Origin of the sequence: Acidithiobacillus acidisediminis (assembly GCF_023277115.1) — a bacterium.
GTDB lineage: Bacteria > Pseudomonadota > Gammaproteobacteria > Acidithiobacillales > Acidithiobacillaceae > Igneacidithiobacillus > Igneacidithiobacillus acidisediminis.
Genome location: NZ_JALQCS010000001.1, coordinates 395,216 through 421,590, shown reverse-complemented (window position 1 = coordinate 421,590; position 26,375 = coordinate 395,216). Strand labels below are relative to the sequence as shown.

General features: G+C 61.4%; 26 protein-coding genes. 16 read left to right on the top strand and 10 right to left on the bottom strand.

Annotation, left to right across the window (positions count from 1 at the left end; translation table 11 throughout):
* From M5D89_RS02170 to dhaM, 4 genes are read left to right on the top strand one after another with little or no spacing between them, the layout of a single operon-like run.
* Positions 1-981, top strand: a complete 981-nt coding sequence (locus M5D89_RS02170; RefSeq protein ID WP_248884095.1) for an MIP/aquaporin family protein — start codon at positions 1-3, stop codon at positions 979-981.
* Positions 978-1,979: a dihydroxyacetone kinase subunit DhaK gene (gene dhaK / locus M5D89_RS02165; RefSeq protein WP_248884094.1), complete on the top strand. Its 1,002-nt coding sequence runs from the start codon at positions 978-980 to the stop codon at positions 1,977-1,979. The genes M5D89_RS02170 and dhaK overlap by 4 nt, the downstream gene beginning before the upstream one ends.
* Before the next feature lie 11 nt (positions 1,980-1,990).
* Positions 1,991-2,593: a dihydroxyacetone kinase subunit DhaL gene (gene dhaL, locus M5D89_RS02160; RefSeq protein WP_248884093.1), complete on the top strand. Its 603-nt coding sequence runs from the start codon at positions 1,991-1,993 to the stop codon at positions 2,591-2,593.
* A 2-nt stretch (positions 2,594-2,595) separates the two neighbouring features.
* The gene (gene dhaM, locus M5D89_RS02155; RefSeq protein ID WP_248884092.1) at positions 2,596-4,911 is read left to right on the top strand and encodes a dihydroxyacetone kinase phosphoryl donor subunit DhaM; all 2,316 of its coding nucleotides are present in this window, start codon (positions 2,596-2,598) and stop codon (positions 4,909-4,911) included.
* Positions 4,912-4,932: 21 nt separating this feature from the next.
* On the opposite strand, the gene corA is transcribed toward dhaM, so the two are convergent.
* Genes corA through M5D89_RS02110 form a run of 9 tightly spaced genes read right to left on the bottom strand, consistent with a single transcriptional unit; the run spans position 4,933 to position 13,202 of the window.
* Positions 4,933-6,042, bottom strand: coding sequence for a magnesium/cobalt transporter CorA (gene corA / locus M5D89_RS02150; RefSeq protein WP_248884091.1), 1,110 nt, complete (start codon positions 6,040-6,042; stop codon positions 4,933-4,935).
* A 19-nt stretch (positions 6,043-6,061) separates the two neighbouring features.
* The gene (gene minE / locus M5D89_RS02145; protein ID WP_248884090.1) at positions 6,062-6,313 is read right to left on the bottom strand and encodes a cell division topological specificity factor MinE; all 252 of its coding nucleotides are present in this window, start codon (positions 6,311-6,313) and stop codon (positions 6,062-6,064) included.
* A gap of 1 nt (position 6,314) precedes the next feature.
* Complete coding sequence (gene minD, locus M5D89_RS02140) at positions 6,315-7,124, bottom strand: septum site-determining protein MinD (RefSeq protein ID WP_248884089.1); 810 nt, start codon at positions 7,122-7,124, stop codon at positions 6,315-6,317.
* A gap of 11 nt (positions 7,125-7,135) precedes the next feature.
* Positions 7,136-7,828 carry a septum site-determining protein MinC gene (gene minC / locus M5D89_RS02135; RefSeq protein ID WP_248884088.1) on the bottom strand — a complete coding sequence of 231 codons (693 nt, stop codon included), beginning with the start codon at positions 7,826-7,828 and terminating at the stop codon, positions 7,136-7,138.
* 17 nt (positions 7,829-7,845) lie between these two features.
* The gene (gene fdxA / locus M5D89_RS02130) at positions 7,846-8,178 is read right to left on the bottom strand and encodes a ferredoxin FdxA (RefSeq protein ID WP_248884087.1); all 333 of its coding nucleotides are present in this window, start codon (positions 8,176-8,178) and stop codon (positions 7,846-7,848) included.
* Between the two features lie 3 nt (positions 8,179-8,181).
* On the bottom strand, positions 8,182-10,629 hold the full coding sequence (gene topA, locus M5D89_RS02125; protein ID WP_248884086.1) for a type I DNA topoisomerase: 2,448 nt from the start codon (positions 10,627-10,629) through the stop codon (positions 8,182-8,184).
* Positions 10,630-10,632: 3 nt separating this feature from the next.
* Positions 10,633-11,073, bottom strand: coding sequence for a Smg family protein (locus tag M5D89_RS02120; RefSeq protein ID WP_248884085.1), 441 nt, complete (start codon positions 11,071-11,073; stop codon positions 10,633-10,635).
* Positions 11,074-11,082: 9 nt separating this feature from the next.
* Entirely contained in the window at positions 11,083-12,153 is a 1,071-nt protein-coding gene (gene dprA / locus M5D89_RS02115; RefSeq protein ID WP_248884084.1) for a DNA-processing protein DprA, read from the bottom strand.
* Positions 12,150-13,202, bottom strand: coding sequence for a LysM peptidoglycan-binding domain-containing protein (locus tag M5D89_RS02110; RefSeq protein WP_248884083.1), 1,053 nt, complete (start codon positions 13,200-13,202; stop codon positions 12,150-12,152). Before M5D89_RS02110 ends, dprA begins: the two co-directional genes overlap by 4 nt.
* Positions 13,203-13,277: 75 nt before the next feature.
* On the opposite strand from M5D89_RS02110, the gene def reads away from it, so the two are divergent.
* Genes def through moaB form a run of 6 tightly spaced genes read left to right on the top strand, consistent with a single transcriptional unit; the run spans position 13,278 to position 20,105 of the window.
* Complete coding sequence (def, locus tag M5D89_RS02105) at positions 13,278-13,781, top strand: peptide deformylase (protein ID WP_248884082.1); 504 nt, start codon at positions 13,278-13,280, stop codon at positions 13,779-13,781.
* A complete protein-coding gene (fmt, locus tag M5D89_RS02100) occupies positions 13,774-14,709 on the top strand; it encodes a methionyl-tRNA formyltransferase (RefSeq protein WP_248884081.1) in 936 nt (311 codons plus the stop codon). The genes def and fmt overlap by 8 nt, the downstream gene beginning before the upstream one ends.
* The gene (rsmB, locus tag M5D89_RS02095) at positions 14,706-15,974 is read left to right on the top strand and encodes a 16S rRNA (cytosine(967)-C(5))-methyltransferase RsmB (protein ID WP_248884080.1); all 1,269 of its coding nucleotides are present in this window, start codon (positions 14,706-14,708) and stop codon (positions 15,972-15,974) included. Before fmt ends, rsmB begins: the two co-directional genes overlap by 4 nt.
* Entirely contained in the window at positions 15,971-18,190 is a 2,220-nt protein-coding gene (locus tag M5D89_RS02090) for a sensor histidine kinase (RefSeq protein ID WP_248884079.1), read from the top strand. Before rsmB ends, M5D89_RS02090 begins: the two co-directional genes overlap by 4 nt.
* Positions 18,190-19,584, top strand: a complete 1,395-nt coding sequence (locus M5D89_RS02085) for a sigma-54-dependent transcriptional regulator (protein ID WP_248884078.1) — start codon at positions 18,190-18,192, stop codon at positions 19,582-19,584. The genes M5D89_RS02090 and M5D89_RS02085 overlap by 1 nt, the downstream gene beginning before the upstream one ends.
* Positions 19,584-20,105 carry a molybdenum cofactor biosynthesis protein B gene (gene moaB / locus M5D89_RS02080; protein ID WP_248884077.1) on the top strand — a complete coding sequence of 174 codons (522 nt, stop codon included), beginning with the start codon at positions 19,584-19,586 and terminating at the stop codon, positions 20,103-20,105. Before M5D89_RS02085 ends, moaB begins: the two co-directional genes overlap by 1 nt.
* Here moaB and M5D89_RS02075 read toward each other — a convergent pair.
* Positions 20,102-20,806: a PilZ domain-containing protein gene (locus tag M5D89_RS02075; RefSeq protein ID WP_248884076.1), complete on the bottom strand. Its 705-nt coding sequence runs from the start codon at positions 20,804-20,806 to the stop codon at positions 20,102-20,104. The genes moaB and M5D89_RS02075 overlap by 4 nt on opposite strands.
* A 116-nt stretch (positions 20,807-20,922) precedes the next feature.
* Here M5D89_RS02075 and mnmG point away from each other — a divergent pair, with 116 nt between their 5' ends.
* Genes mnmG through atpB form a run of 6 tightly spaced genes read left to right on the top strand, consistent with a single transcriptional unit; the run spans position 20,923 to position 26,346 of the window.
* Entirely contained in the window at positions 20,923-22,797 is a 1,875-nt protein-coding gene (gene mnmG / locus M5D89_RS02070) for a tRNA uridine-5-carboxymethylaminomethyl(34) synthesis enzyme MnmG (RefSeq protein WP_248884075.1), read from the top strand.
* Positions 22,798-23,526, top strand: a complete 729-nt coding sequence (rsmG, locus tag M5D89_RS02065; RefSeq protein ID WP_248884074.1) for a 16S rRNA (guanine(527)-N(7))-methyltransferase RsmG — start codon at positions 22,798-22,800, stop codon at positions 23,524-23,526.
* Positions 23,527-23,529: 3 nt separating this feature from the next.
* Positions 23,530-24,285, top strand: a complete 756-nt coding sequence (locus tag M5D89_RS02060; protein ID WP_248884073.1) for a ParA family protein — start codon at positions 23,530-23,532, stop codon at positions 24,283-24,285.
* A complete protein-coding gene (locus M5D89_RS02055) occupies positions 24,282-25,145 on the top strand; it encodes a ParB/RepB/Spo0J family partition protein (RefSeq protein ID WP_248884072.1) in 864 nt (287 codons plus the stop codon). The genes M5D89_RS02060 and M5D89_RS02055 overlap by 4 nt, the downstream gene beginning before the upstream one ends.
* 49 nt (positions 25,146-25,194) lie before the next feature.
* Entirely contained in the window at positions 25,195-25,593 is a 399-nt protein-coding gene (locus tag M5D89_RS02050; RefSeq protein ID WP_248884071.1) for an ATP synthase subunit I, read from the top strand.
* Between the two features lie 3 nt (positions 25,594-25,596).
* Positions 25,597-26,346, top strand: a complete 750-nt coding sequence (gene atpB / locus M5D89_RS02045) for a F0F1 ATP synthase subunit A (protein WP_248884070.1) — start codon at positions 25,597-25,599, stop codon at positions 26,344-26,346.
* The last annotated feature ends 29 nt before the right edge of the window (positions 26,347-26,375 follow it).

Here is a 26,375-nt window from a genome sequence, read left to right as displayed (position 1 = left end):
ATGGCGACACAAATGGCTGCTGGAGTGAAATCGGGCTGGCGTGCCCAGTCCATTTGGGCGGAGATGATTGCCGAGTTTCTCGGTTGTTTCGTTCTCTTGGCCTTTGGTGCCGGTTGTGTGGCCGTGGCGGTGGTGGGTTTGACGGAGTCGGGGCGGACCCTGGTGATCTTTCAGGGCGCTGGGGGCTGGCTCCTGATTACCTGGGGCTGGGCGATGGCCGTAGCAATGGCGGTCTATGTGGCGGGAGGCGTCTCTGGCGCGCACATCAACCCCGCGGTAACCCTGGCCTTCGCCTTGCGCGGCAATTTTCCCTGGCGCAAGGTGCTGCCATACTGGGTGGCTCAGGTGGTGGGCTGCTTTGCGGGTGCGGCCATTGTTTATTACGACTATTTTCTGGCCATCGACAAATGGAATCTTGTGCATCACGTGGTCTCCCGCGCGGCCCCGGGTGGAATGACCACCTTCAGTATCTTTGCCACCTTCCCCGCCGCCTACTATGGTAACCAGATGGGACTGGCGCTCCTGGATCAGGTGATTGCCACCTTTTTCCTGCTGCTGTTCGTCCTGGCCATCATCGACAACATGAATGTAGGGCCGGGCGCCAACCTCGCGCCCCTGATGATTGGTTTTGCCGTAGCGGCCATCGGTATGTCCTTTGGCGTGGGCACCGGCTACGCCATCAATCCGGCGCGCGATTTTGGACCCCGCTTTTTCTGCTGGCTGCAAGGCTGGGGCGCCAATGCCTTTCCCGGCCCCCATGGTTATTGGTGGGTACCCATTGTCGGCCCGCTCATCGGTGCCACGATCGCCGTGTACGTTTATGAATGGCTGATCAGCCGTACCCTCTGCGTGCGCGCGAAACTGTTACAGGAAAAGCAGCCGCGTGTGGAGCAAAAGGGTTTGGGTTTCAAACTGGAAAAGCTGCAGAAGGCCTTGGATGAGGTGCGCAAACAAATCGAAGAGCAGGAGGCAAAATCATGAAGGCGCTCATCAATGATCCGGATACCGTCGTCGCCGAGTCCCTGGCCGGCATGGCCCTGGCCCACGCGGATTTGCTGCAGGTACACGAGGCACCGAGCTATGTCCTGCGCAAGGGCGCCCCGATTGCCGGTAAGGTCGCCGTGATTTCTGGCGGGGGCTCTGGCCACGAGCCCATGCACGCCGGTTTTGTGGGTCGAGGCATGCTCGATGCGGCCTGCCCGGGGGCGGTATTCACCAGCCCCACCCCCGACCAGATTGCGGCCGCTTCCCTAGCAGCCCATGCTGGCGCGGGGGTGCTGCACTTGGTCAAGAACTATACTGGCGACGTGCTCAATTTTCAGATGGCGGCCGAGCTGCTGCAAGCGGAGGGGGTGGCGGTAGAGCAAGTGCTCATGGACGACGATGTTGCCGTCCAGGACTCCCTCTATACCGCGGGGCGGCGCGGGGTCGGCGCAACCGTCTTGGCCGAAAAGATCTGTGGTGCTGCGGCCGAGGCGGGCATGCCGCTCACCGACTTGGCAGCGCTGGCGCGGCGGGTGAATGCTCAGGCACGCTCGATGGGGTTGGCCCTGGGTCCTTGTCATAATCCGAGCACCGGACAGGAAGGGTTCCAACTGGGCGAAAAAGAAATCGAATTTGGCGTCGGCATTCATGGCGAGCCAGGTCGGGAGCGCATCGCCATGGCCTCGGCCGATGCACTGACGCGCTTGCTCATGGAACCGATCCTCAGCGATCTCCCTTTTCACCCCGGTGATCCGGTACTGATCTTTGTCGATGGCTTGGGCGCGACACCGTTGTTGGAGCTATTTATCGTCTATCGGGCAGCGGAGGCGGTTGCCCGAGAGTACGGGCTGCAGGTACAGCGCCGTCTGGTCGGACCCTACATGACCAGTCTCGATATGGCTGGCGTCGCCATTACCATCCTGCGTCTGGAAGCTGATCTGCAACAATGGTGGGATGCCCCCGTTGTGACAGCGGCGCTGCGCTGGGGTGCCTGAAGGGGGCTGCGATGAGCTACAACAACGAGGTATTTCGTGCTTGGTTGGGCTGCATCCAACGGCGCCTGGAGGAAGAACGCGCCATGCTGGATCGTCTGGATGCCGAAATTGGCGACGGAGACCATGGAAGCAACCTGTCGCGCGGCTTTCGTAAAGTGGCGGAATTACCAGTTGGTGCAGAAGAGCCCCCCGCCAGCCTGTTCAAGGCGGTGGCCATGGCGCTGATCAGTACCGTAGGTGGCGCCTCCGGGCCGTTGTACGGAACATTATTCCTGGAGACTGGCAAGGCGATGGGGTCGAGCAAGGAATTCAGCGGCCAAGAGCTTGGCCGCTGTCTGCAAAGTGGCGTTTCTGGAGTACAGCGCTTGGGCAAGGCCAGTGCAGGGGATAAGACCATGCTCGATGCGCTGATCCCTGCCGTGGATGCCCTCGCGGCGTCGGGGGATGCGTCAGCGGCGGCGCGTGCTGGAGAGCAGGGGCGGGAGGCAACCATCCCTTTGCAGGCGCGCAAGGGGCGGGCCAGTTATTTGGGGGTACGGTCCATCGGGCATGTTGACCCGGGTGCTGCGTCGGCGGCGCTGATCCTTTCCTGTCTGGCCCAGCAGGGAAGCTGAGGATGGCAGAGCCACGCGGCGTTGCGCTGCTATTGGTCTCGCACAGCCGTCCGCTGGCGGAGGCGACCCGCTCGCTGATCTGGCAGATGACCACGGATGCGGTGCCGGTTGTGGTAGCCGCTGGTGCGGGAGACGAAGGTGAGATCCTCGGTACCGATACGACCCGCATTGCCAGCGCATTGCAGGGTCTCGTTGCGACCTACGATGTTGTAGTTTTGATGGACCTCGGCAGTGCGCTATTGAGCACGGAGATGGCCTTGGGCCTGCTCGGCAACGATGATGGGAGGCGGATTCGGCTGTGTTCCGCGCCTTTTGTGGAAGGTGCTGTGGCGGCGGCTTTGGCGGCACAGGCGGGCACGCAGATCGATGCGGTGCTGCGCGAGGCGGAAAGCGCACTGCGTGGCAAGCAGGATCAACTTGGGGGCGCCGAGCTTACCAGCGGGGGAGAAGAACAGCACGCGGACCCGGACATGATGCGGCAGTGTTACCGTCTGCACGACCCGATGGGCTTGCATTTACGCCCCGCCACAGAAATCGTGCGCGTGGCTGGTGGCGCCGATGGCAAAGTCTGGGTTGGTCGCGCTGGCGTCGGCGCTGCGCTCGCTTCCGCCAATAGCCTCAGCGCCCTCTTGGCGCTGGAGCTGCGCCAGGGCGAAGAACTTTGCGTGTATAGCCGCCAATCCCTGGCCGCGGAGCTGACTCAGGCCCTGGCGGCGATATTGGGTAGCCCGCCCGGTGAAGATCGTGGAGAGCAGGAGGCAACACTACCGCGTGGGGTCGTTCCTGGTTTTGCCTGCGGGGTCCTCGCGCCCGCGCAGCAGGATCTATGGGATCTCCTCCCAGCACAGGAAGCCGCTGACGAGCACGGTCTCGCGCGTATTCACGCAGCGATGGAGGCCGTGGCTGAGGTAGCACCTGGTCACGGAATCATGGCGGCGCAACGTGCACTGCTCGAGGATCCTCGCTTGCTGGCGCTGATTGAGCGCGAACTGGTCACTGGGCAAGGGCCGGCGCATGCCTGGGTAACGGCGATCGAAGCCCTTGCGCGGGAGATGGCGAGTCTGCAAAACCCCGTGCTGCGTGCCCGCGCCGCGGATTGGCGTGATCTCGGGGCGCGGGTGCTGCGCAGGTTGTTGGGCGTGGAGGAGCACAACACTACCTTGCAGGAGCCCCGTATCCTTCTGGTGGATGAACTCCTGCCGTCTGTCGCAGCGGCCCTGGACGCGGAGCGGGTGTTAGGGGTGGTAGATCGACACGGTGCGCAAAACAGTCACGCCGCGATTCTGCTGCGCGCCCGGGGAATTCCCTACATCATCCAGGCTACGGATCCCGCTCTGCAAGCGGGGGTATTCGTGGCGTTGGACGGTGGAAGCGGCGAAATGGTGATTTCACCCGACGCGCAGGCGTTGGCGCAGTTCCAGTCGCGTTACCGGCAGGTGCAGGAAGATGCGGTGACGCCTGGCTTTACGGGAAGGGTGGCGTGGAGCGAGGGTTCCTCGGTCGAGCTTTGGGCGAATGTGGCCTCGGCCGCAGAGGCCGTGGCGGCGCGTAGGGTCGGAGCCTTCGGGATCGGACTGTTACGCACTGAATTTCTGTATCTCGACCAATGGCAGCTACCGAGTGAGGAAGACCAGGCCCAGCGGCTGCGGGAAATATTGCTGCCCATGGCAGACCGAACCGCCGTCGTGCGCTTGCTGGATGCTGGAGCGGATAAGCTCATGGCCTTTCTCGGGTTGCCCAGCGAGGAAAATCCAGCTTTGGGATTGCGGGGCATTCGCGCGCTGTTGGCACGCAAGGAATTTCTCCACAGTCACCTGCGCGCCATTCTCCGCGCTGGCGAAGGCCTGTCCATTCAGTTGCTGCTACCCATGGTGACTAACCCCGAGGAGGTGCAGGCGCTGCGCCAACATTTGGCCGTCGTGCGCACAGAATTATTGAGTGCAGGCGTTGCGCACGCTTGGCCGGTGCCCGTTGGGGTCATGGCGGAGGTGCCTGCAATGCTCCTGGCCGCGGAAAACTTTCGCTCGCTGGTGGATTTCGTATCCGTCGGGACAAACGACTTGACCCAGTACGTCCTGGCCGCAGATCGCGGTGATGATCGCTTGCAAAATCTGGGGGATGCTCGGCATCCAGCGGTAATGGCCGCCGTGCGTGCCCTGCTGCAGGCGGTCGATAGGCCGATATCTGTCTGCGGCGAGGCGGCGGGCGACCCGTTGCTGGTGCCTACGCTGGTTGCCGCTGGCATTCGGCGCCTATCGATGAGTCCAGATCGCTTTGGGGGTGTCATCCGCGCGCTGCAGCGAGCCGCAAACTCCTAGATCCAAGACTTGCGCCGGATGCTATTTGCCTTTTCCTTGGCCTTGAAAAATCCAGCCGCGACGGCGGAAATACGAGAGCATCGCCACGGCGACCAGCCACATGAACCCGACGACGATATCGTAACCATATCGATAATGTAACAGGGGAATGCCATCAATATTCATGCCGTAGATGCCGGTAATGAAGGTGAGGGGGATGAAGATGGTGGAGATGATGGTCAATATCCGCATGATGTCGCTCAGGCGGTTGTTGACCATGGACAGATAGATATCCATCAAGCCTCCGACGACATCGCGCTCGCTATTGAGCAAGCTCATCAACTGGATGGTGTGATCGTAGAGATCGTTGAGAAAGGGGCGCAGCGTCGGGCGAAGCAGCGGGTGCTCGCCGATGCTGTGGCTCAGGCGCGAGACCGTTTCCTGCATGGGCCAGAGGGCATGATTGAAGAGGAGAAGATCGCGCTTTGTCTGCTGAATGGCGGCAAGCTGGTCCTTGTGGGTATGGAGCAGCAGATCCTCCTCGAGGCGCTCCACTCGTTCGGTGAAATGCTGCAAGGCCGGGAAGGCCTGGTCGACGACCAGGTCGAGCAACGCATAGAGGAGATAGCTCGCGCTACGTTGGCGCAGGCGCGATTGCGCGCTCTGCAGCCGCGGTAAGAGGCTTTCGGTGATGTCGTATCTGCCCGTCGCGACACTGATCACCAGGCCCTCTTGCAACAGAATATGAAAGGGGTGGACATCAATTTCTTCGCCATGGCTGTGGAGTACCTCGTAGCGCAGATAGAGGTAGTTGTCGAAGATCTCCAGCTTGGCTTGGTGGAAGCCACTCTGAATGTCTTCCAGGGTGAGCGGGTGGATTTGCAGGTGTTGGCCGAGTTCTTCGAGCTGGCTGAGTTGCGGCACGCCCTGCAGATGTAGCCAAGTGACACCCGCTTGTCCTGCTATGCTGGCAGCGGCCTTTGCAATGCTGGGTTCGGGGATTTCCGCATAACTTTCCGCACCGTACTGGAGCAGGCGCAAAGAGGCTAGAGGCCCCGCTTGGCTATCCAGGAGGGTTCCGGGAGGTAGGCCCCGGCGACGCGACTGCGCGGCCATCTTGGTTTCACGTGAAACCAGGTGTCGTCTGCGCATCGAACCCTCCGGGACGCTGTCAGTGCTGTTCGGGAAAGAGGATGTTGAGTTCCAGGACCTCAAAGTCGCCGCGTCGTTCCATATGCACGGAAATCTGGTCCTGTTCTACGGGAATGTATTTGCTGATCACCGTTAGCAATTCGGCCTGCAAGGCGGGTAAAAAATCGGGTGCGTCGGCGCTGCGTTCGTGGGCGAGAATCAGTTTCAGGCGATCCTTGGCGACGGTGGCGGTCTTCTTGCGCGATCCCAGAAAATAGTCGAGGAAGGACATCTCAGCCTCCAAAAAGCCGCTTGAAAAAGCCGCTTTTTTCAGGTTGAACAAAGCGCAAAGGGCGCTCCTCGCCAAGAAAGCGCGCCACCACGTCATCGTAGGCATGGGACACGTCCGTCCCCTGCATATGGATTGCGGGAATGCCTTGGTTGGATGCCTGGAGGATGACCTCCGATTCCGGAATCACTCCCAGGAGGGGGATGCGCAGCAGTTCCTGAATGTCATCAAGGGAGAGCATCTCCCCTCCCTGCACGCGTTTCGGGGCGTAGCGGGTAAGCAGTAGGTGCTCGCGGATCGGTTCCGCGCCCTCCTCGGCGCGTTTGGAGCGCGCGGCGAGGATGCCCAGGATGCGATCAGAGTCGCGTACCGAGGAGACTTCCGGATTGGTCACGACAATCGCCGCGTCGGCGTGATACAGGGCACGCAGGGCGCCGGCCTCGATGCCAGCGGGGGAGTCACAAACGATGTAATCAAAATCCTTTTGTAGCTCATCCATGACCCGTGCCACGCCGTCAGCGGTGAGGGCGTCCTTATCCCGCGTCTGCGAGGTGGGGAGGATGTAGAGGTTGTCGAGCATCTTGTCCCGGATCAACGCCTGTTGCAGTCGCGCCTCGCCCTGGATGACGTTGATGAAGTCGTAGACCACGCGCCGCTCACAGCCCATGACCAGATCCAAATTGCGCAGGCCGACGTCAAAGTCGATGACGACGGTGCGATGACCGCGCTGTGCGAGCCCGCTCGCAAAGGCGGCGCTGGTGGTGGTCTTGCCCACCCCTCCCTTGCCGGAGGTGACGACGACGGTTTGGGCCACGAGTTTCTCTCCTATTTGTCTAAAGGGATTATATGCAGGTGTTCGCCGGCGAGGGAAACTTGTGCGGCTTGTCCCCAGAGGGGTTGGGTATCGTCCAACGTCATATATACCCCGGCGATGGCGATCAGTTCGGCCTCCAGGCGTTGACAGAAGATCCTGGCCGTCTCATCCCCTTGTACTCCGGCCAGGGCGCGTCCGCGCAAGGGCCCGTAGATATGAATATGGCCATCGGCCAGGACCTCGGCCCCGGCATTCACCGCCCCCACACATACCAAGTCGCCGCCACGGCCATAGTGGCGTTGACCGGAACGCAGTGGCTGGATGAGTACGGTACCGGAGCTTGCGCCCGCTGGCTGGGGCGTTTTGGGAGGGGGCGCCTCCTTCGTTTCATTGCCGCGCAAATGCGGCAAGCCTTGCGCCGCGGCTGCCGCAGCCTGGGTATCGCTGGCGTTTCGTATCCCAACCAAAAAGCAGTCGAATTCGCGCAAGCTCTGGCGCCACTCCGCATAGGCGGGTACCCGTGCGGGATCGGTCCCCGCGAGATCTAGGACGACGGCTGCGCCCCGTAATAATTGCAGGGCTGTGCCTTGCGCTGCCAGCGCCTGGCGAGGACTGCCCATCTCCTGATCCGGCAAGTGCAGGAGACTGAGGGTGAACACGCCGCCACTAAAACGCAGGGTCGATGGGTTTGCTTTGGCGGTCATGTTTCACGTGAAACCCGTTAGGGCCGCTCCCGCCGCAGTAAAGGAAGCTTGTCTTTCTTGCCTTTGAATTCCTCGGCATGGGGCAAGGCTTCCTTCTTGCGCAGAATGACCGGCCAGTGTGGGCTCAGCTCGGCGTTGAGGGCAGTAAAGTGCTTTTGATCTGCCGGGACCTCATCCTCCGCGAAGATCGCGTCGGCGGGACACTCGGGTATACAGGCGGCGCAATCGATACATTCCACGGGGTCGATGACCAGAAAATTCGGTCCCTCGTGGAAACACTCGACCGGGCATACCTCGGCGCAGTCGGTGTATTTACATTCGATACAGTTTTCGGTGACGACATAGGTCATACATCAAACCTTGGCTGGGCTGGGTTTCTTGCGGGTGGCGCGCGCGGAAGCCGTCTTCTTTGCGGGTTTTTTCGCCGGGGTAGCGCTCCTGCTGCGGCGGGCACTGGGCTTGCCGGTGCTCGCCGCCTTTTCGTCGTTGGGCTCTGGCGCCTGGTAGTCCTGTAGGAGCTCGGTGATTTCCGCTGCTTCGGCCTGCTCCGGAAAATGGAAGGCGCAATCCCCCTGCGGGCAGACCAGTTCCTCGCCGCGGCGCTTGGTGCTTTTCCGGTAGAGCACAGGCCAGGCACAGCGGGGACAGGCGCGAGCAACAGGCTCTCCCCAAACCGCATACTTGCACTTGGGATAGGTGTTGCAGGAGTAAAAAATCTTCCCATAGCGGCTGCGCTTTTCCACCAATTCGCCACTGCCACACTCGGGACAGGTGACCCCCGTCGACTTGGCTGCCGTCAAGCTCTCCAAGTATTTACAGCTCGGATAGCCACTACAGGATATGAAGCGTCCGTAGCGCCCCTGGCGATAGACCAGGGCCTTGCCGCAGTCTGGACAATCTCGCCCGACCGGTTCCGGGGCCTCGCGCGGCCCGTCGATGGGCCGGGCATAATTGCACTCAGGATAGCCACTGCAAGAAATGAAGCGCCCGTAGCGTCCCAGCTTGAGGCGCAGAGGCTTGCCGCAGTCGGGGCAGTTTTCGTCGATGGCCTCGCTCGTCGCCTCGGAGCGACTCACATTGGCCTTTTCCTCCAGACGCTGGTGAAAGGGCTGCCAGAATTCCTTCAATACCGGTTGCCACTGTTTTTCGCCCCGGGAAATCGCGTCGAGTTGGTCTTCCAGCTCCGCGGTAAAGCCATAATCGACGTATTGATCGAAATGCTGCACGAGGAACTGATTGACCACTTCACCCAGGTCGGTGGGATGGAATCGGCGCTGTTCGATCGCCACATACTCGCGATTCTGCAGGGTCTGGATGATGCTCGCGTAGGTGGAGGGGCGGCCAATGCCATGTGCCTCCAAGGTCTTGACCAAGCTCGCGTCGCTGTAGCGCGGTGGTGGCTCGGTGAAATGCTGCTCGGCATCGAGGCTGTGGAAGAGCGGCTGCTCCCCCACTTGCAGGGCGGGCAGGAGACGCTGTTCGTCCTCTTCTTCCTGTTCGTCTTTCCCTTCCTGATAAACGACCAGGAAGCCGGGAAAGGTTACCGTCGAGCCGTTGGCGCGCAATAACCAGTGGCTCTCCGCTGCAAAGTCCACGGCGACCAGATCCAGCTGGGCAGCAGCCATTTGGCAAGCCACCGCGCGCTTCCAGATCAGGTCGTACAGACGCCACTGATCCTTGTCCAGTCTGCCTTGCAGCTGATCAGGATGACGACGAATGTCCGTGGGGCGGATCGCTTCATGGGCCTCTTGTGCGTTCTTGGCCTTGGTTTTGAAGCGCCGCGCTGCTGGCGGGAGATATTCCGCGCCAAAGTGCTGCTGCACAAAGTCGCGCAGGGCGGCAATCGCCTCTTCCGAGAGATTCACTGCATCGGTACGCATGTAGGTGATCAGACCAACGGTCTCGTTCCCCACACTGATCCCTTCATAGAGCTGTTGCGCAACGCGCATGGTGCGACTGGCGTTGAAGCCCAGCTTGCGCGACGCCTCCTGCTGCAAGGTGGAGGTCGTAAAGGGCGCGGCCGGCTGGCGCTGGCGTTGTTTGCGCTCGACCTTGCTGACCTGCAGCGGATGGCGTTCGAGATCGGCAAGGATCTCGGCGCGGATGGCCTCGGCCGATGCCGCATTGGTAATATCGAATTGCTCTAGCTTCTTTTGTTGCCACTGCGACAAGCGGGCGGGAAAGCGCTTTTCTTCCTGTTCCAATTGCGCGCTAAGGGTCCAGTATTCTTGCGCGACAAAGGCGCGGATCTCGGCCTCACGCTCGCAGATCATACGCAGCGCAGCGCTCTGCACCCGCCCCGCCGACAAGCCCGGACGCACCTTGCGCCACAACAAGGGGGAGAGATTGAAACCGACCAGGTAATCGAGGGCGCGCCGCGCCTGCTGGGCGTTGACCAGATCCATGGCGATTTGGCGCGGGTGCGCGACGGCGTCCTTGACAGCGCGCGGGGTAATTTCGTGAAAGACCACCCTCTGTATCGACTTCCCCTCGAGTAACTTCTTTTGCTGCAGTAGTTCAACCAGATGCCAGGAGATGGCCTCGCCCTCGCGATCCGGGTCGGTGGCGAGCCAGAGTCCATCGGCCTTGCGCAAGGCGCTGGCGATGGCATCGACATGCTTGCCATTGCGCGCGATCTCCGCATAGCGCATGGCAAAGTCGTGCTCCGTATCGACGGCACCTTCCTTGGGCAGGAGATCACGCACATGGCCGTACGAGGCCAGCACCGTGAAATCTCCCCCCAGATATTTCTGGATGGTCTTCGCCTTTGCCGGCGACTCAACAATCAACAGTTGCGTCATGACTCAGTGGAGAATGCGCTGGCCGTCGGGGCTGAGGAGCTGGTCCATCCAGTAGCCCTCGGGCCCGTCTTCGTTGACCATGACCAGGAAGGCGACCCAGTCCAAGGTTTCCAGATCCGTCTCTTCCAACTCGAGGGCGAGGAGACGATCAATGATACGTTCGCGGATACTGCTGTTGATGACGCCGAGGTGCTCCCATTCTGCGAGCTGCCCGCGTGTGGCGAGGGAAAGTTGCAGGCTTTCCCATGGCTGGTAGCTGCGCACCGCCGCAAGGCTGTTCTCCGGACTATGGTCTTCGTCAAACCCGTCCATCCAGTCCAAGGCGCGCTGAATTCCTTCCTCAGGATAGCCGGCCGCACGCAGCTGATCCTCGATTTCACTGTTCTCGTCCTCGTCGTCGAGATGATCGAGGAGGTAGCTGATGATATCGATGACGTCTTCCATGGTAGACCTCTAGGTGGCATTGGGAAGGCGGCAGAAGCGCCCCCCAGGACAGGAGGCGATAGTTCCTTGGATTTCCATGTGCAAGAGGATGGACGAAAGCGTCTGTAGCGTCAATCCGCAGCGACTGGCGATTTCTTCACTACTCAGGGTTTCGTGTCCCAGCGCGGTCCATACCTGTCGTTCCTGTGGATCCGCGGGGGCACTGGCGCTGCGCCTGCTGCTTTGGGTGGCAGCAAAGAGCGGTCCCAGTTCTTCGAGGATATCCCGCGCCGTCTCGACCAGTTTGGCGCCGTCACGAATCAGACGATGGGGACCGCGGGCAAGGGGGTTGTGGATCGATCCCGGGATCGCAAAGACCTCCCGCCCTTGCTCCATGGCCAGGCGTGCGGTAATCAGCGAGCCGCTGTTTTCGGCCGCCTCGACCACCAGAGTGCCCAGGCTCAGGCCGCTGATCAGGCGATTCCGGCGCGGAAAGAGTCCGCGATGGATGCGGGTACCGGGTACCTGTTCGCTGATGATCAGCCCGGTGGCTAAGATCGTCCGGGCGAGATCCAGATTTTCCCGCGGATAGACCAAGTCGGTGCCGGTCCCAAGGACTGCCAGCGTGCCGCGGGTCAGTGCCCCTTGATGGGCCGCGGCATCAATGCCCACGGCCAGGCCACTGACAATGACCAGACCGCTGTGACCGAGCTCCTCGGCAAAGGCGCGCGCCGTGGCGCTACCCAGCGGGCTGGGATTGCGGCTGCCCACCATGGCAAACAAGGGATCGCGCAGACGTGCCCGCTGGCCGCGCAAGAACAGCGCCATCGGCGGATCATCGATTTCCCGCAGTAACGGTGGATAATCGTCATCCCACCAGGTACATAGATCGTGCTCCGGATTTTCCAGCCACGAACGATCGGCCGCAGTCAGGCAATCCTCGGGATCGCGGCGCAACCATTCCTGGCTAGCACTGGGCAGTTCCGCATGACGAGCGCTGAAGCATGCCTCCGCGCTGCCGCATTTCTCCAGCAGCGCCCGCTGTCGTTTGGCCCCTAGCCCGGGACAACGCAGGAGGGCAAGCCAGGCAATGTCTTTCAAGGAGTGAGTTGGGCTTCTTGGCGCAGTTTTGCCGGTCCGGAGGTGGGATAATAGATATTGGCGCCGAGGGGAATGCCACGGGTGGCCGAGGTAATCACGGCATAGGATACCTGCGGAAAGACCCGGAAGATCATCACGGTGCCAATTTTTTCCGGGGGCAGGGGAAAATTCTTTCCCGTCACGGCATTTTTGCTCATCCGCGCAGAATCTGCGATCTCCAGTACGTTGCCTGGTTGTAGCTCGGCATTGGCGCCTTGATCTAACACCACTACCTGTCCCACGGTGAGCTCTTCGGCGTTATTCATCTTGGCGACGATCTGTGCGGCAACGGCCTCTTTCGGCGTACTCGGAAAGTAATGCGGAGTAGGACTAGAGCTGATGGGAACCAGACGATCGCCCAGCTCGATCTCGCGCCGCGCCGAGGTGATGCGGATCTCCGCCTCGCTGCCCGAGCGCAGCAATTCTGCCGTACCGAGATTGATCATGCTGTAGCCCAGGGGTTTGGGATCGGCCAGCCGATGCAAGACGGTGCCCAGTCGTACAATGCTGTAGCGGGTGCCCACCGGCACATCCCGCAAGCCACTGACAAAGACCCGGTCGCCGGCGGTATAGGCTGGACGTTCATGCAATGCCGCTGCCAGATAGGGTAGCCGGTCATAGTCCTTCTTGCTGTTGATGATGGCGGGACTGTGCAGGAAGGGCATGATAATCCCGGTGTGGTAGCTGGGAATCGCCGTTACCCGCAGGCTGGGCTGCAAGGGAATGACTTCTGCCGCCGTCTCACCGTTGGGAAGACGATATAAAACGATGCGGTCCCCCGGGTAGATCAGGTTCGGGTTCCGAATCTGTGGATTGGCGTGCCAGATTTTCGGCCATTCCCAAGGGTTTTTGAGAAAATGTGCCGCAATACCCCAGAGGGTATCACCAGGTTGAACGACATAACTGCCCAGCTGCTGGGTTTCCGCAGCCGGTTGCGCCAAGGCGACGCCTGGGGCCAGAGGACCCAGTAGGGCACCGATGACGAGCAGGGGCGCAACACTTTTCCGCATGATCTCTTCTCCTCAGGACTTCCGCGCCCCATAGTATTAGTCCAAGATAGCAATTTTTGCGAGAACGGTGATGCGATGGCGCTTTTGAAAATCGTCGAATATCCCGATACCCGCCTCAAAGGCATGGCCCAGCCCGTGGCGCGCATCGATCGGGAGATTCGCCAACTGGCCGATGATATGGCCGAAACCATGTACGATGCCCCAGGCATTGGGCTGGCAGCGCCCCAGGTTGCGGCCGGACAGCGACTCATCGTGGTGGACGTTTCCGATGGGCGCAATGAGCTTCTGACCCTGATCAACCCGGAGATCATCCACAAATCCGGGGAAGAAGAAATGCAGGAGGGTTGTCTGTCTGTTCCCGGCGTGCTGGAGACGGTGCGACGCGCTGAGCGGGTTACGGTGCGCGCGCAGGATGTTGCGGGCAAGATCCTGGAGCTGGAGGCGGATGGTCTGCTGGCGGTCTGTCTGCAGCACGAAATCGATCATCTGAATGGCGTACTTTTCGTCGATCATCTTTCCCGCCTCAAGCAGAGCGTGATTCGGCGCAAGGCGGAGAAGCGGAACCGTCACCATGGCTGATGGCCGACGCATCGTCTTTGCCGGTACGCCGGAGTTTGCCGAGCGCATCCTGGCGCGACTCCTGGCGCGCCAGGAGGATGTGGTTGGTGTGCTGACGCAGCCCGATCGGCCGGCGGGGCGCGGGCGCAGGCTGCAGGCCAGTCCGGTCAAGACCTTGGCGCTGCAGGCCGGACTCCCGCTGCTGCAGCCGGCCTCCAGCCGGGCTCCCGAAACCTTGCACTGGCTTCGCCAACAGAACCCAGATCTCCTCATCGTCGTTGCCTTTGGTCAGATCTTGCCCGCAGCGATCCTGGACACCCCGCGCCTGGGTGCGATCAACGTCCATGCCAGCCTGCTCCCGGCCTGGCGGGGTGCCGCTCCCATCGTCCGTGCCCTGGCTGCCGGGGATGCGGAAACGGGAATTTGCATCATGCAGATGGAGGCAGGCCTGGATACTGGCCCAGTTTTGTGGACGCGGAAAACGCCGATCGGCGATAACGATACCGGCGCGAGTCTGCATGATCGTCTGGCGGAGCTCGGGGCGGAGGCCTTGGGGGAGGCGCTGGATCGGCTGTGGTGTGGCGAACTGCACGCCGAAGCCCAAGATGACGAAAAAGCCAGCTATGCCAAAAAGCTGCGCAAGGAGGAGGCGCGCATCGATTGGTCGCAGGATGCGCAGACGCTGGAGCGTCTGATCCGTGCCTTCAACCCGTATCCGGTGGCCCATTGCCACTTTCGCGGTCAGCCGTTGCGCGTCTGGGCGGCAAAGATTGGAACGGGCCGGGGTACGGCGGGTGCGCTGCTCGCTGCCAGAGCAGAGGGGCCGGAGATTGCCTGTGGGCAGGGAAGCCTGATTCTGACGCGCCTGCAGCCGGCCGGGAAAGGACAGCTGGCGGGAGCAGATTTCCTGCGCGGATACCGCCCCGAAGAGGGAGAGGTCTTCGTTTGACCGAGGGCGTGCAGGGCGCACGCCTGCGCCGCGCTGCCTTGGCCGTCTACCCGGCGGTATTGGCCGGGGAGCGCCTGGATTTTCTCCTGGATCGTTCCGGCCTGCGCGGCAGCGAACGAGCCAGCCTGCAATGGCTGCTCAGCGGTGCCCTGCGCGAGAGCGGGATACTGCAAGAGCTCTTGCAACATCTACTGCGCCCGGGAAAGCAGGACGAGCAGATCCTTGCCTTGCTGCAACTGGCCCTGTTCGAGCTGCGGCATGGCCAACGCCCAGACTTTGCGATCGTCAACGACTGGGTCAGTGCCAGTCAGCTAGTGGGAAAATCCTGGGCCAAGGGGCTGATCAACGCTGTACTACGCCGCTACCTGCGCGAGCGCCCAGGGCTCGATGCCGACGCAGTTTCCGCCTCGCACCCAGACTGGCTGCTGCAGCGCCTGCAAGACGCATATCCGACAGATTGGCCCACTATCGTGCGCGCCAATCTGCAAGCGGCGCCCCTGTGGTTGCGGGTCAATCGGCGGCGCATCAGCCGTGACCAGTACCAAGCGCTATTGCAGGAGCAAGGGCACGCCAGTCAGCGCTGTGCCACCCTGCCAGATGCCTTGATCTTGCCACAGAGTCTGCCGGTACGTGAGCTCCCGGGCTGGGAGGACGGTTGGGTAGCGGTACAGGATGGCGCGGCCCAGTTGGCGGCGGAAATTCTTGCGCCGCAAGCCGGGGAACGGATCCTGGATGCCTGTGCGGCACCGGGGGGCAAGACGGCCCATTTGTTGAGCCTGGGGGCGGACGACGTGCTGGCACTGGATAGTGCGGCACCGCGCTTGCAGCGCCTGGAGGTGGCGCTGCAACGGCAGGGGCTGAGCACGCAGACGCGCGTGGCCGATGCGGCGCAAATCAGCAGCTACTGGGATGGGCGTCCTTTCCACGCCATCCTGCTCGATGCCCCCTGTAGCGCCACGGGGATCATCCGCCGCCATCCCGATATCCTCCATCATGCGCCGGATCTCCCGCGCCTTTGTCAAGAGCAGGCGCGTTTGCTGCGCGGTGTCTGGCCCGCCCTGGCCCCCGGTGGACGCCTGCTGTACGCCACCTGCTCGCTCCTTCCCGAGGAGAATGAGCTCCTGGTGCAAGACTTTTTGCACACACAGGCAGATGCCTGTCGGGTGGATGATCCCCGCTGTGGGCAACGCCTGCCTGGGCAAGAGGAAATGGATGGTTTCTACTATGCGCTGCTGCGCAAATCCGCCGCGGGCGAGGCGGCATGAGCGAACGCCAACATCCCTCGCCACGCCGACGTTGGTTGCACGCCTTGCGCCAAACGGATAGCGAAGAAACGGTGCGGATATTCCCTCGCTGGTGGGCGATCTTGTTGATTCTATTGGTACTGGCCTTCCTGGGCTTTACCTTTTTTGTCAGTGCTGCCGGTCCCCTAAGCCCCTTTTTTGTGCCCATGCTGTTGGCTTCAGCGGCGATCGTCCTGCTGCTGCTGATCCTGGTCCTGTTGGCTATCGCTGGCCTCTTGCTGCGCCTGCGGCGCGGCGAGGTCGGTAGCCAGCTCGCTACCCGCCTGGTGGTCATCATCACCATCCTGAGTCTGAGTCCGGCGGCGGTGGTCTTCGCGTTCTCCTGGCACTACCTGAATCAGGGCATCAATTCCTGGCTCAGTACGGCGGTGGAGAGTGCCTTGGAGCAGGCGGTGGATGTGGCAAAAGCCGGGGTTGAACGATATCGCAGCGGCACCCTCCTATCGGCCGAAACCATTGCCCAGGCCTTGACCGGGTCCTCGGATAGTGCCGCCGTACTTACCGTGATCCAGATGCGGGATCAATTTCGTCTCAGCAGTGTCACCCTCTTCTCCAGCAATAATCGGATCATCGCCACCAGCAGCGACAATCTCGCCCTCGTCCCCCGTCTTCCGCGCGACCTTCTCCTCACCCTGCACGAAAACCATCCGGTGGTGAAAATGGCGACGGTGCATGGCGAGCTCGTCGTACGCGTGCTGATCCCGGTCATGAATCCCCAGTTTGGTCAGGGCAACCGCCTGCTTTATGTAGAACAGGTGGTGCCGGAGCAGTTCAGCCGTGCCGCCGCTGCGGTGCAGAATGCTGATCATCGCTACCGCCAGCTGACCCTGATGCGCGACCCGATGAAGACGGCTTTCCAGATGAGTCTGGCGGTGGCCTTGCTGCTCACCGCCTTGACCGCCTTGTGGATCGCCCTGTTGTTGGCGCGCCGCCTGACCGCTCCCATTGCCCGCCTGGCGGCTGGGACGCAAGCCGTTGCCCGGGGGGAGTTCATCCCGCTGCAGATCATTCCCAGCAACGATGAACTCGGCGTTCTGCTGCATTCTTTCAATAACATGACGCGCCAGCTCGCCCGCGCCAAGCAGCAGGCTGCCAAGGCGCAGGAAGAGGCCGAGCAACGCCGCTATTATCTGGAGACGATTCTGGCGCAGATCTCCAGCGGCATCCTGATCTTTGCCAATAATGGTGCAATCTCGGAAATCAATGCCGCGGCGCGCCAGATTCTGCGTCTCACCGATGCGGGCTTGCCGGATCCAGAGAGCGATCCACAGCTGGCAGAGTTCTGGGCCCAGGCCCAGGACTGGATCCGACAGCCACGCAATGACATGCAGCGTGAGTTGCAGATCGACCGCAATGAGGGTGCCCAAACCTTGATTCTGCACGGGGCCCGCTTTGCAGAGCTCGGTGGCGCCGAAGGCTTTGTCCTGGTTTTTGATGACATCAGTCCGCTGGTTGCCGCACAGCGTAGTGCGGCCTGGGGGGAAGTCGCGCGGCGTCTGGCGCACGAAATCAAAAATCCCCTGACCCCCATTCAGCTCTCGGCCGAACGTCTGCGGCGCAAATATCTGGAAAAATTGGGGGGTGAAGGCGAAACCCTGGATCGGGCCACGCACACCATCATCCAGCAGGTTGACGCCCTCAAGGTCCTGGTCGATGCGTTTTCCGAATACGCACGGGCGCCAAAGCTGGACCTGCGCCCCGTTGACCTGAATGCACTCATTGCCGATATCGTTGAACTCTATCGGGGGCAGGGCACCGGCGTCGAGATCCGCTGTGACTTGGCGCCAGATCTCCCCCCTTTGCGTGCCGATGCCCACCGCCTGCGCCAGATTCTCAATAACCTGCTCCGCAATGCCCTCGATGCCATTGCTGGCGAGGCAGTAAACGAGGCAAAACACATCTGGATTCGCACAGGATTCGCTCTCGATCGCCACCCGAGCATGCTAGAATGGATCGTAGAGGATGACGGTCCCGGTTTTCCGCCGGAACTCCTCGCGCGCGTCTTCGAGCCCTATGTTACCAGTAAAAGCAAGGGTTCGGGTCTCGGCTTGGCCATTGTCCGCCGTATTGTCGAAGAGCACGGTGGGCAGATTGAGGCGGGCAGTCGGGACGGCGCACAGGGGGCCCGGGTGTGCATGTGTTTTCCCCTCCCAGCAGGGGTGGCAGAGGAAGAGTGATGGAAACGAGACGACTCAGTATTCTGGTAATCGACGACGAACCAGACATTCGCAGCACGGTCGCCGATATCCTCGAAGACGAAGGATACCGGGTCGAGCAGGCGGCTAGCGCAGCAGAGGCCGAGGCGCGGCTGCGGGATGGAAGCTTCGATCTCTTGCTATTGGATATCTGGATGCCGGGCGAGGACGGTCTGCAATTCCTGCAACGTCTTGCAGCTTCAGGTCTCGACCAGCCGGTAGTGATGATGTCGGGTCACGGCACGATCGAGACTGCGGTGCAGGCAACCAAGCTGGGTGCCTACGATTTCATCGAAAAGCCCCTGTCCCTTGAAAAGACCCTGCTCAGCGTCAGTCATGCCTTGGAGGCGTTCCGCCTACAGCGCGAGAATCGCGAGTTGCGTGCGCAGGCGGGGTTGGTCGAACGGCCAACGGGTAACAGTGCGGCAATCCAGCAGTTCCGCGAGCAGCTCAAACGGGTGGCGGCGGTGGATTCCTGGGTCCTGTTGCTGGGGGAATCGGGCGCTGGCAAGGAAGTCGCAGCACGGTATTTGCATCGCCAAAGCCGCCGAGCAGATGGCCCGTTCATTGATCTGCGCGCCGCTGTCATCGCCCAGCCCAATGTCACCGTCGAACTCTTTGGCGCCGAAGAAGGGGGGCGGGTGCAACGTGGGCGCCTCGAGTTGGCGCATGGCGGCACACTCTTTATCGACGAAATTGCGGACATGAATCTTGAAAGCCAGGCGCGCCTGGTTTCTGCCCTGCAAGAGCGACGCATCCTACGGGTAGGGGGGACCACACCGGTGGCGGTGGATGTGCGGGTCATTGCCGGTAGCGCGCGAGATCTGCAGAAGGCCGTAGCCGAAGGAAATTTCCGCCAGGACCTTTTCTATCGCCTGCAAGCGCTCCCCTTGCATGTGCCTACCCTGGGGCAACGCAGCGCCGACATCCCCGAGCTTGTCGAAGAATTCATGACGCTACATCGGCGTCGCGATGGGCTGAGCCGACGTCAGTTCTTGCCCGAGGCCATGGAGGTCCTGCGCCACTATCCCTGGCCCGGCAATGTGCGGGAACTGCAGAACTTGGTGGAGCGCCTGATGATCCTCAGCGAGGGTCCAGAAGTCAGTGCCGAAGAGGTCGAGGGTGCCTTGGGTCTGGATCAACGTTTGGCACCACTCGGCAATGCCTCCCCCGAGGATTTTGGCGGCACCCTCAAACGCGCGCGGGAGCGCTTCGAGCGCGCCTTTCTCGAATATCACCTGGCCCGCAATGACTGGAATATCGCACGCACTGCGGAAGTCGCTGGGCTGGAGCGCACCCACCTCTACCGAAAGTTGAAGAATCTTGGCATTGGGCTGCGCGGCGAACGCCGCGGCGACGAGGATCTGGAGGATTGATGGAGGCTGTAGAATTTCAACCTTTAGGTGTGGCGGTCTTGACGGCGTCGGATACCCGTACTCCAGATACCGACAAGTCAGGCGATGCGGCCGCGGCGCTGCTGCGCGAGGCAGGACACCGAATCGAGGCGCGCGCCATCGTTGCGGATGATCTGCTTGCGTTGCGGGCACAGATGCAGGCCTGGATCGATGCGGCGCAAGTGGATGTGGTAGTGAGCACGGGTGGTACCGGCCTTACTGGCCGCGATGTCTGTCCCGAGGCCATGGCGCCTTTGGTCACGAAGCCTATCCCCGGCTTTGGCGAGCTGTTCCGCTTTCTTTCCTATCAGGAGATTGGCACCAGCACCATTCAGTCGCGTGCCGAGGCGGCAATCTGTTCTGGTACCTTGTTTTTCCTGTTACCTGGCTCCACTGGGGCGGTACGGTTGGGGGTGAGCCAGATGATCCTGCCCCAACTCGATCTGCGTCATCGCCCCTGCAATCTCACCCAGCTCCTGCCACGCATTCGCCACGAAGCCTAGCCCAGCGCACATTGAAAAAGTTGCTGCAGGCGGAGGGTTTGCTCGGTCGTGCTCTGGAAGGTCGCGGCAACGAGACTGCTGGTGCTGCCGAAGCGCTCCTTTCTGCGCACCGTGACAATGACGTCGCAGCTGCCACAACCGTCCAGCTCGACAGTGGCCAGTAGGCTTTCTCCCGCAGTAATTTGGTAGCTCTCCAGCACAAAGCTGATGCCACGCGGGCTGAAGTCATGGATTCTGGCTCGCAGGGCCTGATTCGCCCGGCTGCGCAACAGGACCGACCCGCGCACCGCCAAGCGTCTCTTCTTGCGCGCCAGGCGGCGCAGTATCTGTGCTGGTTGTGCAACCTGATGGGGCCCGCCGTGGAAGGTGCTGAGAAAGCCGATGATATGTTGCTCGGTTTCCATGACAATCAACACGGAACCTCTCTCAGGAGTATCCGTTTCCGGTGCCAAGGGAGAAAAACACAACGCGTCATCCTGCCAGCCGCGAAACACCCAGCGACTCCCTGCGTCTTGTGGGTCCGCGCCGTAAACTACCGCCTCCTGGGGAGAATTGGCGAGAAAAATCTGTTTCTCGGGATTGTTAACGGCTTCAAAGTCCCCGGCAAAAATTCCAGCGAGAAAGCTTTGCAAATCCAGCCCAAAGCGCTCTGGCAATAAAGTGGTGAGGTCGTCATTCTCGGCGGAGGAGGCACGGTTCATAGCGGCAGCAATTAGGCAAGAAATCAGTTTTTAGCATAGCGCGTCGTCCTTCTTCAGCAAACAGCGCTTTTACGATGCCTTGCCCCCCGGCGAGGAGCGCAGGATAATCCCGAGCTATGAAAAACACTTTTTCTGTCATTGTGGTAGGTGCGGGCCATGCCGGTATCGAGGCAGCAGCGGCGGCTGCGCGCAGTGGTGCCTCCTGCCTGCTCCTCACGCAAAATATCGATACCATCGGGCAGATGTCCTGCAACCCGGCCATTGGTGGCATTGGCAAAGGGCATCTGGTCAAGGAAATCGACGCCCTCGGCGGCATCATGGCGCGTGCCATCGACCGTGCCGGGATTCAGTTTCGCATCCTCAATGCGCGTAAGGGGCCGGCAGTGCGTGCCACCCGCGCGCAAGCAGATCGCACCTTGTACAAACTCGCGGTGCGCGAGTTGCTGGAGGAGTTGCCGACGCTGCAAATCTTTCAGGGCAGCGTCGGAGATCTACTGGTCGCAGATAACGCCGTGGCTGGAGTGCGTTTGGAGAATGGGCAGGAGTTTCGCGCCCGGGCGGTGGTCCTGACGACGGGAACCTTCCTCGCCGGTCGCATCCACATTGGCGATCAAAGCGTTCCTGCTGGGCGGGCCGGCGATGCCCCGGCCAACGCCCTCGCCGAGCGTCTGCGCGCCCTACAATTTCCTGTTGGGCGGCTGAAGACCGGGACGCCGCCACGGATCGACGGCCGCAGTATCGATTACTCAGTGCTGGAAATGCAGCCCGGCGACGATCCTGCACCGCCCTTCTCTTTTCTCACGGACCATATTGAGGTAGAGCAACGCCCCTGCTACATCACCTACACCAATGCCGAGACGCATCGCATCATCGCGGACAATCTGCAACACTCGGCCATGTACGGCGGACATATCCAGTCGAAAGGACCACGCTACTGCCCGTCCATTGAAGACAAGATCGTGCGCTTCGCCGACAAGGCAGCCCACCAAATCTTCCTGGAGCCCGAAGGCTTACGTACGCACGAGGTCTACCCCAACGGCATCTCTACCAGTCTTCCCTTCCCGGTGCAGGAGGCCTTGGTGCGCAGTATGCAGGGTCTGGAAAACGCCATTTTGCTGCGTCCGGGCTATGCCATCGAGTACGACTATCTCGACCCCCGCGCCCTGACCCCGCAGTTGCAGAGCCAGCTTCTGCGCGGACTTTTCTGTGCCGGTCAGATCAACGGGACCACGGGCTATGAGGAGGCAGCGGCGCAGGGCCTGCTTGCGGGCATCAATGCTGCACGCTGGGTACGAGGGGAAGCAGGCTGGTGTCCAGGTCGGCACGAGGCCTACCTCGGAGTCATGGTGGACGACCTCGTCACCCGTGGATTGGATGAACCCTACCGCATGTTTACCAGTCGCGCCGAGTATCGCCTGCGCCTGCGCGAAGACAATGCCGACCAGCGCCTGACGCCGGTCGGACGCGAGTTGGGCTTGGTCGACGAGGGGCGTTGGCAGTGCTTCCGGGAGAAACAGTCCGCTCTGCAGGCCGAGCGGCAGCGCTTGGAAACCATCCGCATCAGTGCGGATTCGGCAGCGGCACAGCGGTTGATGGGGCGTCTGCCGCAGCCGCTACGGCGCGACCACAGTCTGTGGGAATTGTTGCGGCGGCCAGAGATCGGATATGCAGATCTCCTTGCCGATTGTGCGGTTGCGGAGCCGCTGCCCCCCAGCTTGGCGGCGGTGTTGGAAATCGACTGCAAATATGCCGGCTATGTGCAGCGCCAAGTGGAAGAGGTGGAGCGCAACCTGCGCTGGGAGGCGATGGAGATTCCGGCAGACCTCGACTATGGTCGGATTGCGGGCCTTTCCACGGAGGTGCGGCAGCGATTGCAGCGGCAAAAGCCGGGCACGGTGGGGGAGGCAAGTCGGATCCCTGGCATCACGCCGGCGGCGGTCTCGCTTCTGCTGATTCACGTGAAACGTCACCACTGGGCCGCAGCGAGCTGAATGCCGGTGTTGGCTTCGAGCGATGGCGAGGGACTGCGCCGAGTCCTGGATCAAGGGTTGCAGGCAATGCAGTTGGACGCACAGCTCGACGAGCAAGCACGCCTGCGCCTGCTCCAATACCTGGCGGAATTATTGCGCTGGAACAAGGTGCATAACCTGAGCGCCATTCACGACGCCGAGGTCGCCCTGCATCGGCACCTACTCGATAGTTTGGCATTGCTGCCTTATCTGCCACCGGTGCGTCCGGTCTATGATATTGGCAGTGGTGCTGGCTTGCCCGGTATCCCAATGGCGATTGTCCGCCCGCAACAGCCCTTTGTATTGGTTGAGCCGGCGGGCAAGCGCGTCGCCTTCTTGCGTCATGTTTTGCTGCTATTGGGTTTGGAGAACGTGGACGTACTTCCAACCCGCGCTGAGACCTTATCTTGCGTGCCGGAAATGGTCTTGGTCAGTCGTGCCACTGCCGAGCTGGCAGATTTTTTGTCGCTGCTGCAGGGCTGCCTCCGTCCGGGGGTCAGCCTGCTTCTGGCAAAGGGACCCGCTTGGTCCGCGGAAATGGAACGGTTGGCGCCGATTTGGGCCGAGCGCTTCCGTGTGCACCCGCTCAGGATTCCGCATCAACCCCCACGCTTTGTGCTTTGCGCGGATATCGAGAATGAGGATGGCCAAATTACTGGTCGCGCTACGTCGCAATCGGTATCCTTGGAGCGCAGAGGCACGGAGAGCTAGACGATGCGGGTTGTGGCCATAGCCAACCAGAAAGGTGGCGTCGGAAAGACGACCACGGCAGTGAATCTGGCTGCCGCCCTCGCTGCTTTGGGCAAGCGCGTGCTCGTGGTCGACCTCGATCCCCAGGGTAATGCGACTACGGGTCTGGGCGGCGAAAAAGGGCGTTGGCCCAACGTCTATCATTTGTTGCTCGAAGAAGCGGATCTCGCGGCGGTAGCGCAAAGCTGGGGAGCGCTCTCTCTGGTGGCAGCCAGTGCAGATCTGGCAGCGCTGGAGTTGGAGTTGGCTGGGAAGGAGGGGCGCGAATTTCGCTTGCGGCGCACTCTGCAGCAAACCCAGGACTGGGATTACGTATTCATCGACTGTCCCCCTTCCCTGGGTCTGCTGACCCTCAATGCCCTGGTGGCGGCAGATCGTGTGTTGATTCCCATGCAATGTGAATATTTTGCCCTGGAGGGCCTCACCCAACTTCTCGACACCTTGCGGCGAGTACGGGCGCAATTGCACCCAGGGCTGGAGGTAGATGGTCTGCTGCGCACCATGTTCGATGCGCGTAATCGTCTCACCACCGAGGTCAGTCGGGAGTTGGAGCAGCATTTTCCCGAGCGCTTGTACCGTGTTATCGTCCCGCGCAATGTGCGTTTGGCCGAGGCGCCGAGTTTTGGGCGTGCCGCCATCGACTACGATCCGCAGTGTGCAGGCGCTGAGGCCTATCGTCTCCTTGCGCAAGAATTTCTCCAACGTGAGCAACGCCCGTGAGTAAGAAACCCGCCGCCTTGGGACGGGGCTTGGATGCCCTGTTTGCGGGTAACCGCGAAACCAGTACCCTGCGTCACCTACCTGTGGACCTGTTGCATCCCGGAGTGCATCAGGCGCGCAAGCACTTCGATGATGTGGCCTTGAGCGAGTTGGCCGACTCGATTCGGGCGGAGGGCGTGCTGCAGCCGATCCTGGTCCGTGCCGAGCCAGGCGGGCGTTATGAAATTCTCGCTGGCGAACGACGCTGGCGGGCGGCACAACGCGCTGGCCTGCGCGAGATCCCCGCACTGATCCGTGAGGCATCGGAGCAACAGGCCCTGGTGATTGGCGTCATCGAAAATATCCAGCGCCAGGATCTCGACCCCCTGGAAGAAGCGGCTGCCTTGCAGCGCTTGGTGGAAGAGTTTCGCCTCAGCCATGAGGCTTTGGCGCAGGCCCTGGGGCGTTCGCGTGCCGCCATTAGTAATCAACTGCGTCTGCTCCGTCTTGATGCCACGCTGGCGCCGCATTTGGCTTCCGGTGCCCTGAGTGCGGGTCATGCCCGCGCCTTGTTGTCCTTGTCGCCTGCCGCACAGCGCCGCGCCGCTGCCGAGATCGTCGCCGGAGCGCTGAATGTGCGCCAGACAGAGCGCTTGGTCCAGCGCTTGCAAGCGGAGGCGGATAAAAGCGCGAAGTCCATCCGGGCAGACCCCAACCTGGATGCATTGCGCCAGCAGATAGAGTCCGTTCTGGGCCTGTCGGTGCGATTGACGGCGCGCGGCGAGGGCGGGGAGTTGCGTTTGCGCTGGCGCAATACGGCGGAGGCCGAGGCGCTATGGCAACGTCTGGGCCTCGGGGACGATGCGGCGTCGTGCTCTTGACCTCGCCCGAGTGCCTGTTTAGACTCGCTGCCAATTTGCGGTGAGGCCGGTGCAAGAACGACCACCATCTACGGCCTCCTGGGCGATTTCGGCCTATGTAGGCCGCGTCGCCGCGTGGGTACTGGTTCTGGCCCTCCTCATTGCTGCCCTCTGCGCGTGGCGTTGGAGTGTCACGGAGGCTTGGGCCGTACTCTACGCCGCCTTATTGAGCGTCATCAACATGCTCATTTTGGGAAGCCGTCTTTTGGCGCTCCCCGTTGCACCTGCAGCCGCTGGCAAGCGGCTCGGTGGGGCGGTGCTGCAGCGTTGGGTCTTCACCATTGTGGCATTGTTGCTGGCGGTAGCCTGGCTCAAGCTGCCGGTTCCCGGCTTGGTGATCGGGTTTTTGCTCGCCCATTTCGTATACTTAGGCTTCATGTTGCGGGAACGCAGCAGGAAAAGGAGATGACACGTGGCATCTGGCGACATCGCCCACCACCTGACCAACTGGACGGTTGGCCAGGGCTTCTGGACCTTTGACCTCGATACCATCCTTGTGGGCTGGATCATGGCCGCCATTCTGGTGATTACCGCCATGGTCGTTGGGAGCCGCCTGCGGGCTGGTGCACCGGCGGGTATGCAGTCCTGGCTCGAAGGGACGGTAGAATTCATTGATAAGCTGGTTACCGATAGCTTCCCCGTGCGTGATCCCCTGATTGCGCCCGTTGCCTTGACCGTATTCCTCTGGATCCTGCTGATGAACAGTATGGATGTCATTCCGGCTTATCTGCCAGGCGTCGTGACGGGTTGGTTCGGGATAGAGCATTTTCGGATCACGCCCACGGTGAACCTCAACACTACTTTCGCCGTGGCGATCACAGTCTTTGCCTTGACCATCTTTACCAGTTTGCGTGTAAAGGGTTTTGCCTACTTCAAGACGTATCTCACCCATCCTTTCGGTAAGTACTTGGTGCCCGTGAACATCATCATGACGGCGATTGAGGAGATCACCAAGCCCCTCAGTCTTGCCCTGCGACTTTTCGGCAACATGTTTGCCGGCGAGTTGGTGTTCCTCCTCCTAGCCCTCTTGCCCTGGTGGGGGACGCTGGTCTTGGGTGAGGTCTGGTCCCTTTTTGAATCTCTGATCATCATGCTGCAGGCCTTCATCTTTACCGTCTTGACGGTGGTGTACCTGGGCATGGCCAATATGCAAGACCACTAAATTTTCTTTGTCTTAACTTCGAGGAGTCT

Bases quoted from the DNA above. Each gene is read 5' to 3' on its own strand.
- M5D89_RS02170 (WP_248884095.1), top strand. From the start codon at position 1: ATGGCGACACAAATGGCTGCTGGAGTGAAATCGGGCTGGCGTGCCCAG.
- dhaK (WP_248884094.1), top strand. From the start codon at position 978: ATGAAGGCGCTCATCAATGATCCGGATACCGTCGTCGCCGAGTCCCTG.
- dhaL (WP_248884093.1), top strand. From the start codon at position 1,991: ATGAGCTACAACAACGAGGTATTTCGTGCTTGGTTGGGCTGCATCCAA.
- dhaM (WP_248884092.1), top strand. From the start codon at position 2,596: ATGGCAGAGCCACGCGGCGTTGCGCTGCTATTGGTCTCGCACAGCCGT.
- corA (WP_248884091.1), bottom strand. From the start codon at position 6,042: ATGCGCAGACGACACCTGGTTTCACGTGAAACCAAGATGGCCGCGCAG.
- minE (WP_248884090.1), bottom strand. From the start codon at position 6,313: ATGTCCTTCCTCGACTATTTTCTGGGATCGCGCAAGAAGACCGCCACC.
- minC (WP_248884088.1), bottom strand. From the start codon at position 7,828: ATGACCGCCAAAGCAAACCCATCGACCCTGCGTTTTAGTGGCGGCGTG.
- fdxA (WP_248884087.1), bottom strand. From the start codon at position 8,178: ATGACCTATGTCGTCACCGAAAACTGTATCGAATGTAAATACACCGAC.
- topA (WP_248884086.1), bottom strand. From the start codon at position 10,629: ATGACGCAACTGTTGATTGTTGAGTCGCCGGCAAAGGCGAAGACCATC.
- M5D89_RS02120 (WP_248884085.1), bottom strand. From the start codon at position 11,073: ATGGAAGACGTCATCGATATCATCAGCTACCTCCTCGATCATCTCGAC.
- M5D89_RS02110 (WP_248884083.1), bottom strand. From the start codon at position 13,202: ATGCGGAAAAGTGTTGCGCCCCTGCTCGTCATCGGTGCCCTACTGGGT.
- def (WP_248884082.1), top strand. From the start codon at position 13,278: ATGGCGCTTTTGAAAATCGTCGAATATCCCGATACCCGCCTCAAAGGC.
- fmt (WP_248884081.1), top strand. From the start codon at position 13,774: ATGGCTGATGGCCGACGCATCGTCTTTGCCGGTACGCCGGAGTTTGCC.
- M5D89_RS02090 (WP_248884079.1), top strand. From the start codon at position 15,971: ATGAGCGAACGCCAACATCCCTCGCCACGCCGACGTTGGTTGCACGCC.
- M5D89_RS02085 (WP_248884078.1), top strand. From the start codon at position 18,190: ATGGAAACGAGACGACTCAGTATTCTGGTAATCGACGACGAACCAGAC.
- moaB (WP_248884077.1), top strand. From the start codon at position 19,584: ATGGAGGCTGTAGAATTTCAACCTTTAGGTGTGGCGGTCTTGACGGCG.
- M5D89_RS02075 (WP_248884076.1), bottom strand. From the start codon at position 20,806: ATGAACCGTGCCTCCTCCGCCGAGAATGACGACCTCACCACTTTATTG.
- mnmG (WP_248884075.1), top strand. From the start codon at position 20,923: ATGAAAAACACTTTTTCTGTCATTGTGGTAGGTGCGGGCCATGCCGGT.
- rsmG (WP_248884074.1), top strand. From the start codon at position 22,798: ATGCCGGTGTTGGCTTCGAGCGATGGCGAGGGACTGCGCCGAGTCCTG.
- M5D89_RS02060 (WP_248884073.1), top strand. From the start codon at position 23,530: ATGCGGGTTGTGGCCATAGCCAACCAGAAAGGTGGCGTCGGAAAGACG.